The sequence below is a fragment of the Hyphomicrobium sp. genome (assembly GCF_041659645.1).
Taxonomy (GTDB): Bacteria; Pseudomonadota; Alphaproteobacteria; order Rhizobiales; family Hyphomicrobiaceae; genus Hyphomicrobium_B.
The window spans coordinates 549477-561365 of the sequence record NZ_JBAZXX010000003.1; the positions used below are offsets into that span (position 1 = coordinate 549477).

13 protein-coding genes are annotated in these 11889 nt (G+C 61.0%); 12 read left to right on the forward strand and 1 reads right to left on the reverse strand.

The window, feature by feature from the left end:
- The first annotated feature begins 73 nt into the window (after positions 1–73).
- The 10 genes from WC811_RS12515 to WC811_RS12560 all read left to right on the forward strand — a co-directional run bounded on the left by WC811_RS12515 (position 74) and on the right by WC811_RS12560 (position 8689).
- Entirely contained in the window at positions 74–973 is a 900-nt protein-coding gene (locus tag WC811_RS12515) for a CoA ester lyase (protein WP_372644978.1), read from the forward strand.
- Positions 974–1130: 157 nt separating this feature from the next.
- Positions 1131–2189, forward strand: a complete 1059-nt coding sequence (locus WC811_RS12520; protein WP_372644980.1) for a MaoC family dehydratase — start codon at positions 1131–1133, stop codon at positions 2187–2189.
- 45 nt (positions 2190–2234) lie between these two features.
- Positions 2235–2762: a superoxide dismutase family protein gene (locus WC811_RS12525; protein WP_372644982.1), complete on the forward strand. Its 528-nt coding sequence runs from the start codon at positions 2235–2237 to the stop codon at positions 2760–2762.
- A gap of 158 nt (positions 2763–2920) precedes the next feature.
- Entirely contained in the window at positions 2921–3898 is a 978-nt protein-coding gene (locus WC811_RS12530; protein ID WP_372644985.1) for an NAD(P)/FAD-dependent oxidoreductase, read from the forward strand.
- A 94-nt stretch (positions 3899–3992) separates the two neighbouring features.
- Positions 3993–4394: a succinate dehydrogenase, cytochrome b556 subunit gene (sdhC, locus tag WC811_RS12535; RefSeq protein WP_372644987.1), complete on the forward strand. Its 402-nt coding sequence runs from the start codon at positions 3993–3995 to the stop codon at positions 4392–4394.
- Positions 4394–4777, forward strand: a complete 384-nt coding sequence (gene sdhD / locus WC811_RS12540) for a succinate dehydrogenase, hydrophobic membrane anchor protein (protein ID WP_372644991.1) — start codon at positions 4394–4396, stop codon at positions 4775–4777. The genes sdhC and sdhD overlap by 1 nt, the downstream gene beginning before the upstream one ends.
- Positions 4778–4782: 5 nt before the next feature.
- The gene (gene sdhA, locus WC811_RS12545) at positions 4783–6630 is read left to right on the forward strand and encodes a succinate dehydrogenase flavoprotein subunit (protein ID WP_372644993.1); all 1848 of its coding nucleotides are present in this window, start codon (positions 4783–4785) and stop codon (positions 6628–6630) included.
- Between the two features lie 143 nt (positions 6631–6773).
- Positions 6774–7373: a hypothetical protein gene (locus tag WC811_RS12550; RefSeq protein ID WP_372644996.1), complete on the forward strand. Its 600-nt coding sequence runs from the start codon at positions 6774–6776 to the stop codon at positions 7371–7373.
- A 105-nt stretch (positions 7374–7478) separates the two neighbouring features.
- A complete protein-coding gene (locus tag WC811_RS12555; RefSeq protein ID WP_372644998.1) occupies positions 7479–8258 on the forward strand; it encodes a succinate dehydrogenase iron-sulfur subunit in 780 nt (259 codons plus the stop codon).
- A gap of 38 nt (positions 8259–8296) precedes the next feature.
- The gene (locus WC811_RS12560; protein ID WP_372645000.1) at positions 8297–8689 is read left to right on the forward strand and encodes a VOC family protein; all 393 of its coding nucleotides are present in this window, start codon (positions 8297–8299) and stop codon (positions 8687–8689) included.
- 15 nt (positions 8690–8704) lie between these two features.
- Here WC811_RS12560 and WC811_RS12565 read toward each other — a convergent pair whose 3' ends face one another.
- Complete coding sequence (locus WC811_RS12565; RefSeq protein WP_372645002.1) at positions 8705–9721, reverse strand: MBL fold metallo-hydrolase; 1017 nt, start codon at positions 9719–9721, stop codon at positions 8705–8707.
- Positions 9722–9784: 63 nt separating this feature from the next.
- Here WC811_RS12565 and WC811_RS12570 point away from each other — a divergent pair, with 63 nt between their 5' ends.
- A complete protein-coding gene (locus WC811_RS12570) occupies positions 9785–10582 on the forward strand; it encodes a helix-turn-helix transcriptional regulator (RefSeq protein WP_372645004.1) in 798 nt (265 codons plus the stop codon).
- Positions 10583–10660: 78 nt separating this feature from the next.
- Positions 10661–11872 (forward strand): aminotransferase class I/II-fold pyridoxal phosphate-dependent enzyme, encoded by a 1212-nt coding sequence (locus WC811_RS12575; RefSeq protein ID WP_372645006.1) that lies wholly within the window; start codon positions 10661–10663, stop codon positions 11870–11872.
- Positions 11873–11889: the final 17 nt, after the last annotated feature.

The following is an 11889-nucleotide window of genomic DNA, read 5'->3' on the forward strand; positions in this document are numbered from 1 at the left end:
TTAGTCGCGGTCGATATTGCAAACATGCATGGTGCGATGCACAATCCAACTGATCTGCATGGGAGTCGATGCGATGGCCATGAGACCCAGACGCAGCGTGCTCTATTTGCCGGGCGACAACGACCGTGCGCTCGAAAAGGCGAAAACGCTGCCCGCGGATTCGATTATCATCGATCTTGAGGATTCCGTCGCGCCGACCAACAAGGAAAAGGCGCGATCGCAGGCGACGGCTGCCATTCATGAGCGGGGCTTCGGCTCACGCGAGGTCATATTGCGCGTCAATCCGATCGAGACGCCGTGGGGTATGGCCGACCTTCATGCCGCGATGGCGGCCGTGCCGGATGCCATTCTTATTCCAAAGGTTTCGAATTCGGGCGACATCACCGGCACCGCAAAGGTCATCAAAGCGGCGGACGCCGATCCGCGAATCCGGCTCTGGGCGATGATTGAGACGCCGATGGGCATCATCAACGCTAAGGAAATAGCGGCATGCGGCCCGGACCCCGACAACCGGCTGGTCTGCTTCGTTCTCGGCACGAACGATCTCCTGAAAGAGAGCCGGGCGCTCGCGAGCCGCAACCGATTCGCCGTCGTGCCGTGGCTCTCCATGACCCTGGTCGCGGCGCGCGCCTATGGAATTGACGTCATCGATGGCGTCTACAACGATTTCAAGGACGAATCGGGATTTCGCGCCGAGTGCGAACATGGCCGGACGCTCGGCATGGACGGCAAGACGCTCATCCATCCGTCGCAGGTCATTCCTTGCAACGAGGTCTTCTCGCCGACGGTCGAGGAAATTGCCTGGGCGCTTAAAATCATCAAGACCTTCGAAGAGCCGGAAAACGCGCGCAAGGGCGTCATCACGGTCGAAGGCCGCATGGTCGAGCGGCTGCACCTCGTCATGGCGCGGCGCGTGGCGGCGATCGCGGAAGCCATCAACGCGCGCTCAAAGGTCGAAGAGCCCTGGTTTTAGCAAACGCGCGCTCGGGGCCTGGTTTGGGGCCTCGTGCGGCCCTTGATCGCGTCCCGGTCTTTTCGAAAACTATTGCGGTCGGGTGCCGACATCCCGAAAAGAACAAGAAAAGCTGAAGCTCGGCTATATGGGCTTCTCGAAACATAAGGCGGGGATAATGGCCGGAACAAAGACGAACGCTGGTAATTTCTTCGAAGATTTCACCTACGGCCAGATCCTTCATCACGCGACGCCCCGTACCGTAACCGATGGCGACGTCGCGATTTATACCGCGCTCTACGGTTCGCGGTTCGCGGTTCAGTCGGCTGACACGTTTGCAACGGCCATCGGCTATCCGAAAGCGCCGCTCGACGACCTTTTGACGTTTCACGTCGTCTTCGGAAAGACGACGCCGGAAATCTCGCTGAATGCCATCGCCAACCTCGGCTACGCCGATTGCCGCTTTCTGAAGGCGGTCTATCCGGGCGATACGTTGACGGCCACGTCGGAGGTTATCGGGCTCAAGGAAAATTCGAACGGCGAGACCGGCACGGTCTATGTGCGTTCGACGGGACGCAATCAGGACGGCGACATCGTGCTGGAGTATTGCCGCTGGGTGATGGTCCGCAAGCGTTCGAAGGGGTCTCCTGCGCCGGAGGCCGTCGTGCCGAAACTTCCCGAGCGCGTCGATCCGGCTGATCTGGCGGTGGCGGTGCCGCCGCTCGACATCAGCAAGTACGATTTCGATCTTTCCGGCTCGCCGCATCGTTGGGGCGATTATGAGCCCGGAGAGAAAATCGACCATGTCGACGGCATGACGCTGGAAGAAGCCGAACATCAGATCGCGACGCGACTTTATCAGAACACCGCGAAGGTCCACTTCAACCTGCACACGGAATCGAAGGGCCGCTTCGGCAAGCGGATCGTTTATGGCGGTGTCGTCATTTCGCTCGTGCGGGGTCTCTCCTACAACGGACTTGGAAACGCTTTTCATCTCGCGGCCATCAATGGCGGGCGGCATGTGGCGCCGACGTTCGCGGGCGACACGATCTACGCTTGGTCGGAAGTGCTGGAAAAGGCCGAGATCCCGAACCGGAAGGATGTCGGAGCGCTCCGCGTTCGCCTCGTCGGCGTTAAAAACCAGGATTGCTCGTCCCTGCCGCTCAAGACCCCGACGGGCGAATACGCGGAAGGGGTTGTCCTGGACCTCGATACGTGGCTTGTGCTCCCCCGCTGAGATCGTATGGGCCCCGCCGGGCCGGTAAGCAGGGGAGCGCGTAGCATGAACGTCGGGGTGATCGGAAGCGCGGCGCTTGGACTGCTTGTTCTCGTGGCGGCCGATACGGCTGGAGCTGCCGGTGAGGCAGCGGTCGCCGAGATCAAGCTCGCGGATGGGGCCAGTGCCGGAACCGTCACGCTGACGGAAGTGGCGGCCGGCGTCCTTCTGACGTTCGATCTCAAGGGCTTGCCGCCCGGCGCGCACGGCTTTCACGTCCATGAAGCCGGGAAATGCGACGGCGATTTCTCGTCGGCGGGCGCCATCTACAATCCGCTCGGAGCCAAGCACGGTTTCCTCAATGAGGAAGGTCCTATGGCGGGGGATCTTCCGAATATCGTCGCCGGTCCCGACGGCGCCGCGCGGGCCGAAATGGTCAGCCCTTATCTGCATTTGAACAGGGATACCGACGATACCCTCTTTGGCACGGACGGGACGGCGCTCGTTGTCTACGAAAAAGCCGACGATTATCAGACCGATCCCGAGGGCGGCGGTGAGAAGCGAATCGCCTGCGGCGTGATCAAGGCGAAGTGACGCCAGCCGCTCCGGCAATCTTGTACGGTGACCAAAGACGTTTCGCGCTCTTTCCGGACGCGCCGAATCCCCGATTCCTGTAAACCTTTTTGCAGTATCGATTCGATTGTATGTATGCGTCGTAATCGATGCACTTGGGACGTCCGAAGCGAGATCCGGTGACACATAGGGTCGCGATCATTGGCGCCGGTTTGGCGGGTCTGTCGTGCGCGCGCGCGCTGCGGCGCGTGGGTATTTCCGTCAACGTGTTCGAGGAGGATCACAACGTCGGAGGGCGCATCGCAACGACGTGCGTCGGGAGCGACCGGTTCGATCACGGGGCGCAGTATCTGTGTGCGCAATCGGGCGAGTTTCAAAGCTATTTGACGGAAACCGCTAGCCTTGGCTACGCGGAGCGATGGGTTCCGCGCGTCGCGTCGGGCACTGGCGTGGGGGCGGCGTCCCGCGATCCGTGGATCGTCGGATGGCCCGGAATGTCAGCGATCGTTCGACCGCTTGCCGACGGCGTGCATGTTACGCTCGGCCGGCGCGTTCAATCGCTGGAGCGACGTGAGAAGGGATGGCACCTGTGGCTCGATAACGAGACGTTGGTGGGGCCGTTCGAAGCGGTCGCCATCGCCGTCCCGGCGGCACAGGCGCTTCGGCTTCTGAGCCGGGTCGGCACGTTCGCTGCGCCGTTGCAACAGGTCCGGATATTGCCATGCTGGGCGCTGATGGTCCGCATCGACGAGAAAAATTTCCCGGAGCAGGACGTCTTTACGAATGTTTCGGAGATCGTGCGCTGGATCGCGCGCGACAACACAAAACCCGGACGCATTCCCGACGGCGAGACGCTGGTTGTCCATGCGTCCCCGATCTGGAGCCTTGCGGCGGAGCAGGCCGATGCCGAAGACGTGGCGGAGGAGCTTTGGGGGGAGGTTGGCGAGGTTCTCGATCTGCCGCCGATCAGACCGTCGCGAATGACGGCGTATCTCTGGCGTGAGGGGATTGTCGATCGGGCGCTGGGCCAGACGCACCTTTACTGTCCGGACTCCCACGTCGGAGTCGCGGGCGACTGGTGCCTGGGCGGATTCGCCGAGCACGCCTTCGAAAGCGGCGGCCGCCTTGGGCAGGCCATCGCCGTCTCGCTCGGCTAACGGGACCAGCGCCAATCTAATGTGGCATTTGGCGAATTGCCGCGCTCGCTTCGAGACGCTACACATTCGCTTCAAACAAAAAGAAGGATGTCAGATGGCAGTAACATCCGGCCGGCCCGAACGGCCGCTTTCGCCACACCTTCAAATCTATACTCCGCTCGTCAACATGGTGATGTCGATCGTGCATCGCATCACGGGGGCGGCGCTTTATGCCGGTTCGCTGCTGCTGGCCTGGTGGCTGGTCGCGGCCGCGACCGGACCGGACTCCTACAACTATTTCCTGAGCTGGTGCGATACGTGGCTCGGAAAGCTCGTGCTGCTCGGATACACGTGGGCTCTGATGCATCACATGATTGGCGGCCTCCGGCATTTCATCTGGGATAGCGGCTACGGCTACGACCTTAAGACGGTCGATATTCTGTCGTGGGGATCGCTTGCTGCCTCGCTCGTTCTAACGGCCGCTATTTGGATCTGCGTCGCGATGGGAGTGGCCTGATGACGTCGATGCGAACACCGCTGAAGAACGTCCGCTATCTCGGCTCGGCGAAAGAGGGCGCGGATCACTTCTGGAAGCAACGCGTGACGGCGGTCGCCAACGTCTTCCTCGGAATTTTCCTGGTTTGGCTGATCGTTTCGCTGCTCGGAGCCGACTATGCGACCGTAAAGCAGAAGCTCGCGCATCCGTTGATCGCGTTGCCTTTGCTCGGGCTCGTGCTCTCCGGCACGATCCATATGCGGCTCGGAATGCAAACGATCGTCGAAGATTACGTGCATAGCGAAGGGATCAAGATCGTGGTGCTGATGCTCAACACGTTCTTCGCTATCGCCGTCGCGCTTGCGAGCGTGTTCTCGATTTTGAAACTGAGCTTTGGAGCCTGAGCCAGATGTCGGCAGTGAATGGCAAGGCCAACGGCGCGAGCGCCGCGCCGTCGCAAATCGGCAAGGCGTATCCGTTGCACGATCACGTCTATGACGTCGTCGTCGTAGGGGCGGGCGGCGCCGGTCTGCGGGCAACGCTCGGATGCGCGGAAGCCGGTCTTAAGACGGCGTGCGTCAGCAAGGTTTTTCCGACGCGTTCGCATACGGTCGCGGCGCAGGGCGGAGTTGCGGCGGCGCTGGGCAATATGGGTCGCGACGACTGGCGCTGGCATATGTACGACACCGTCAAGGGCTCCGACTGGCTCGGAGATCAAGACGCTATCGAGTATCTGTGCCGGAACGCACCCGCAGCGGTCTATGAGCTTGAGCATTACGGCGTGCCGTTTTCGCGCACGGACGACGGCAAGATCTATCAGCGGCCGTTCGGCGGCATGACGACCGATTACGGCGAAGGCCCCCCAGCGCAGCGTACTTGCGCCGCCGCCGACCGCACCGGCCATGCGATGCTGCACACGCTTTACGGCCAGTCGTTGCGCCACTCGGCGGAATTCTTCATCGAATATTTCGCGCTCGATCTCATCATGGATCAGGACGGCGCGTGCAGAGGCGTCATCGCGCTCAATCTCGATGACGGCACGCTGCACCGGTTCCGCGCGAAAAAGACCATTCTCGCGACAGGCGGATACGGGCGCGCGTATTTCTCATGTACGTCGGCGCATACCTGCACGGGTGACGGCAATGCCATGGTGCTTCGCGCCGGATTGCCGCTTCAAGACATGGAATTCGTGCAGTTCCATCCGACGGGAATCTACGGCGCGGGCGTGCTCATCACGGAAGGTGCGCGCGGCGAAGGCGGATATCTGACGAATGCCAAAGGTGAGCGCTTCATGGAGCGCTATGCCCCGCATGCCAAGGACCTGGCGTCGCGCGATGTCGTCTCGCGTTCGATGACCATTGAAATTCGCGAAGGCCGAGGCGTCGGTCCGGATGCCGACCATATCTATCTGCATCTCGATCATCTCGACCCGAAAATTCTCGCCGAGCGTCTTCCGGGCATTACGGAAAGCGCGAAAGTGTTCGCGGGTGTCGACCTTCGGCGCCAGCCAATTCCGGTGCTGCCGACGGTTCACTACAACATGGGCGGCATTCCGACGAATTATCACGGCGAGGTGCTGACGAAGAAGAACGGCGATCCGGATCACATCGTGCCGGGCCTGCTGGCGATCGGCGAGGCGGCGTGTGTTTCGGTGCATGGGGCCAATCGTTTGGGTTCGAATTCGCTTGTCGATCTTGTTGTCTTCGGGCGCGCGGCCGGTCTTCGCTGCGCCGAGACGATCGAGCAGGGCGTCATGCAGCCGGATCTGCCGAAGGACGCGCACGAACCGGCGCTCAATCGCCTCGATCGTTTCCGCAACGCCAAGGGCTCAACGCCAACGGCCGCTTTGCGTCTGCGGATGCAGAAGATCATGCAATCGAATTGCGCCGTTTTCCGCGACGGGCCGGTGCTGAAGGAAGGTGTCGAAAAGATCGCGACCGTCTGGCGCGATGCGGCGGATATTTCCGTGACGGATCGTTCGATGGTGTGGAATTCGGATCTCGTCGAGACGCTGGAATTCGACAATCTGATTGCGCAAGCGGCGGTGACCGTCGTCGGCGCGGAGAATCGCCAGGAGAGCCGTGGTGCGCATGCGCGCGAGGACTTCCCCAAGCGCGACGACGTCAACTGGATGAAGCACACGCTCGCCTGGGTGGACTATGCGACGCACTCCGTGAAGCTCGACGACCGGCCGGTGCACACCAAGACCATGACCAACGAAGTCAAGTACATCGAGCCCAAAGCGCGCGTTTATTGAGCCGTTCTGGCTTTTTGTTTGGTCGCGTTTTTTATCGGAAAACCGGGGCCAACTTTTCCGGAAGCGCTCCGGGCGAGTAGAAATAGCACTGTCACCGGAAGTCGCTTATGGTGCGGCCGCTATCGACGAGGGCGCACCAGCACGTGACCAAGAACAACACCGAAGACGGCGACGATACCGATACGCGGATGCCGCCCGACCCGTTCGCGGCGGTGTTGCCGGCGTTGGCGGCGCTCGGGGCCATCACGTCGATCGCAGCCGTCAACTGGGCGGGCCAGGAAAAGGTGGCGTCGCGCACGCGGACCAAGCGCAAGACCAGCGCATCGCTTCGCGATCTCGAAACCTGTTGCATGGGGCTTGCCGAGATTTTCCGGCGTTTCCAGAAGCACCCGCGCGTGTTTGCTGGTGGTGGCGGCCAGGCGTCGGCGCCGCTCAAATTCGGAGTGCATGGCCAGCGCATTCGCGCCGACGCGCAACGGCTTTATCTGCAACTGATGAACGATATCGCATCCATGCTGGTGTTGGCGACGCAGAACGCCTTCGATGTCATGACGGCCGTCGAGGACAGAGATATCGATGCTCCGGAGGAAATCTTCATCGGGTTCGGAGAGCAGCAGGAGCGGCTCAACGAGATCATTCAGTCGCGCGTGCCGCTTGGGGTCGCGGTTGAGACGGGGGGTGACGTCGCCGACAACCTCGTTACGCTCGTCCGGGAGCTGAAGAAGCACCAGAAGGCCGGTTAAGGCCAAAGAACCGCAGATGCCCGGCCGTCATGCCGTTGACAGGGGGGCACGTTCAAGCTTCTGTCATCGGCATTGGAATTTCATGCTGGGGACACCTGTAGTCTCATGGTTCAACTTACACTTCCGAAGAACTCGAAAATCTCCGAAGGCAAGACCTGGAACCGGCCGGATCGCGAGGGAGATTGGAAAGAATTCCGCGTTTATCGCTGGAATCCGGACGACGCTCGGAACCCGCACGTCGACACCTATCATATCGATCAGAAGCAGTGCGGGCCGATGGTGCTCGACGCTCTGATCAAGATCAAAAACGAAATCGACCCGACGCTGACGTTCCGGCGTTCGTGCCGCGAAGGCATCTGTGGTTCGTGTGCGATGAACATCGATGGGACGAACACGCTCGCGTGCTTGAAGGGCATCGAGGACGTCAAGGGCACGGTGAAGATTTACCCGCTGCCCCATATGGAGGTCGTGAAGGACCTCGTGCCAGATCTCACGAACTTTTATGCGCAACATCGTTCGATCGAGCCGTGGCTTAAAACGGATACGCCGACGCCGCCGAAGGAATGGAAGCAGTCGCGCGAGGACCGCGAAAAGCTCGACGGTCTTTACGAATGCATTCTGTGCGCGTGCTGCTCATCGTCGTGCCCGAGCTATTGGTGGAATTCGGATCGCTATCTCGGTCCGGCGATTTTGCTGCAGGCCTACCGTTGGATCAACGACAGCCGCGATGAAGCGACCGGCGACCGGCTCGATAACCTTGAGGATCCGTTCCGCCTCTATCGCTGCCACACGATTATGAACTGCGCCAAGGCCTGCCCGAAAGGCTTGTCGCCCGCGAAAGCCATCGCTGAACTGAAGAAACTGATGGTCGAGCGCCGCGTCTAGGCGGCCGGTTCGATCGCGTCACTACAAAAGGAGCGACTGTGCTGGACATCCTCGATCACATTGGCTTTCCGGTGACGGATTACGGCCGGTCACTCACATTCTATACCAAGGCACTGGCGCCGCTCGGCATCGCTTTGCTTAAGGAAATGAAGTTTTCCGAAGACGATAACGACGGTTATGCAGGGTTCGGGCGCGAGCGGCCGCAGTTCTGGATCGGGACGGGCTCGTCGCTGAAAGGCCGGCTGCACGTCGCTTTCGCGGCGCAGAACCGGCAGGAAGTTCAAGCGTTTTACGACGCTGCGATTGCGGCAGGCGGCAAGGACAACGGACCGCCGGGACTTCGACCGCATTATCACGCCAACTATTATGGCGGCTTCGTTATCGATCCCGATGGTCACAATATCGAGGCGGTGACGCATCTTCCGGAATAGCGCCTGAAGATTTGGTCATAGGTTCAGCTGGTAGGAATGTGCGAGCCAGTGATAGCTCGCAGGCGTGGTTCTTTCGACGTATCCGATCGAAGGAAAGGGCATATGATAGCCGATGATGGGCAGGCGGTCCGTCGCCGCCATGTCGTAGATGCGGCGGCGCGTGGCGACCCCCTGCGGCTTGTCGATATCGAAGACGCAATGCCACTCGGGATGCGCGAGCGAGGCCACTTGATGGTGCGCACAGTCACCCCAAAACAGCAGCGACTTGCCGCCGCTTTCAATCATAAAGGCGAGATGTCCCGGCGTGTGGCCGTACGCTTCGATGGCGCGGATACCGGTCACGACGTCGTCGCCGGGCTTGATGAATGTGAACTTGTCGGCGACGGGATGCGCATTGGCACGGAAGACGCTTGCGAGCTTTTCGAGGTCGTCGGAGAATTTGCCTTCGGGCGCCCAAAAGTCATACTCGATTCCGCTGATGACGTAGCGCGCGTTTGGAAATAGTGGTTTGCCGCTCTCGATGATGCCTGCGACATGGTCGGGGTGGCCGTGACTCAATAGGACAACGTCGATGTCTTCCGATCTGAAGCCTGCGGGACCGAGCTGAGCAGAAAGCCAACCGCCGTTGGGACGCGGGATGAAGCCGTTCGAGCCATTCCCGGTGTCGATCAGGATGATTTCCTTGCCGGTGTTGACAAGGGTTGGAGAAAATCCCGGCTGATATTTTTTCTCGGGTAAGAGGTTGTCGCGCATCAAGTTCTGGACGTCGGCTTCGTTCGCGTTCGCGCCGATGATCGGGAAAGGTCCGTCGATGAAGGCTTCGGAATCGGAAATGGTTGTGATCTCGAACGCGCCGAATTTGAAGCGGTAGAATTTCGGTTGCCAGCCGCCGAGCATTGCGGCCGATGCCGCGGCTGGCGAGGTCGCCGCAAAGTTCAGAGCAGGCATGGCTGCAAGGCCGAGACCCGCCGAAAGCAGCTTGCGGCGATCGACGTTGAGCGGCGATTTTTCGATCGGTGTTGTCTTTGTCATGGCGGCGCCCTAGTCAGGATGTTCGGATTCGAAACGAGGTTAAGCGTGAGAAAAAGCGCGCGCTTGTACGAACCTGCTACGTTGCAACGCCCCGACCTCAAGCCCCTTTGGCATGTCGGCAGGGGACGGATGTTGTTCGCCGGTTGCCTGCAGCGTAACGCCCTTCACAGCCACAGCGCGCCGGTGCTCATCGCTGGGCTCTATGAAAACTTCCGCTTTCGGACTGGCGGTAGCGATTGGGCGTCGTGCCGTGCGGCGGTCGTGCGCGCGGGGACGGCATATGAATTCGATGCCGGCGGCCGGCCGTTGGCGGTTCTTTACGTCGAGCCCAACGTCGCTTCGGCGGAGGCACTTGCGACGCTCGTTGGGCAATCCCGGGAGGAGGGGGGCGCGCTCGTTGCAAAGAGTTGCGATATCGCGACGATCCGAGCCCTCTACGAAGATCCGGATAGTCCTCGGTGGGCAGATGACGCGACGGCCGATCTCGTCAAATTTTCGAATGCAAGGGCCTGCGGGGTCGTCGACGCGCGGGTCAGGAGAGCGCTCGATGTCATCGTAATTGACGAAGGCCGCGAGGAGCGAACCGTAGACCAACGACCGATGCCGGTTACGTTTGCTGCGCGGGCCGCCGGGCTTTCGACCTCGCGTTTTCAGCATCTTTTCAAGCAAGAGGTCGGCGTTTCGTACAGTCGCTATGCAGCGTGGGTGAGAATGCGAGCCGCCGTTTCCGAGGTCGTGGACGGCGGTAACCTCACGAGCGCGGCACACGCGGCCGGCTTTTACGATCAGCCGCACTTCGCGCGAGAATTTCGCCGGATCTTCGGGGCGCCCGCGTCGAGAAGCCTCGCGAACGTCCGGTGAGGCGTCAGCGCTGCAAATGCTTTCCAGAATATTCCCGGCATGTCATAGCGGCGTAGATGTAGAACCGATTGCTCAGGCATGACTCACTTGCTTTCCTCTCTCACGTCCGGCGCGATTTCGTCGCCCTTCACCCAACTTCGCAAGCTTCTTGCGGGGATCGCGCCGGGGCATGAGAGGCCCATCGAGCTGACGATCGGCGAGCCGCGCGAAGCCATGCCGGATTTCATCGCGGCGAAGCTCGACGAGGCGACGGCGCTCTACGGCAAGTATCCGCCGATCCGCGGCGCCGACGAAGCCCGTAAGGCCATCTCGGAATGGCTGTCACGACGCTATTCGCTACCCGGTGGCGTCGATCCGGAGCGGGACGTGCTGATGCTCAGCGGCTCGCGGGAAGGCTTGTTCTTCGCCTGTCTTCCGGCTGTCGGGCGCAAGGCCGTCACGGGACAGCCCGCCATCCTGATGTGCAACCCGTATTATTCTGCTTACGTCGCGGGCGCGATCGCGGTCGGCGCGGAACCCGTCTATCTCAATGCGACGAGGGCGACCGGCTTTCTGCCGGATCTCGATGCAATTGCGGGGGATGAAGCCTTGCTCGCCCGGACGGTCGCGCTCTTCATCAATTCGCCGTCCAATCCGCAGGGGACCGTCGCGGATCGTAGCTACATCCTGAAGGCGCTCGAACTCGCACGCGCTTACGATTTTATGCTGTTCCTCGACGAGTGCTATTCGGAGATTTACACGGAGGCCGCGCCAATCGGCGGTCTCGAAGTGGCGGCGGAGACGCCCGAGCGGTTTCGCAATCTCGTCGTCTTCAATTCGCTATCCAAGCGGTCGAACCTGCCCGGTCTAAGGTCTGGCTTCTGCGCGGGCGATCCGCAGTTCATCGAAATCTACGGCGAAGTCCGGAACATGTGTGCGCCGACGGTGCCGTTGCCGCTTCAACATGCGTCGGCTGCGATCTGGCGCGACGAAGCCCATGTTGAGCGTTCGCGAGACGCCTATCGCGAAAAATTTCTCATTGCGGACAATGTGTTAGAGGGGCGGTACGGCTACAAGCGACCGGCCGGCGGGTTCTGCCTCTGGCTCGATATGAGTCGGTTCGGCGGCGGCGCTGACGCGGCGGTAACCTTATGGCAACGCGCAGGCGTCAAAGTCATTCCCGGTAGCTTTCTGGCTCAGACGGCAAGGGACGGGACCAACCCCGGCGCGGACTATGTGCGCGTCGCGATGGTGCAGGACTCCGAGACGATCCGGGAAGCGCTCGAACGCACGAGTTCCGTGCTGCGTTAAAGAGTACGTTCGCCGAG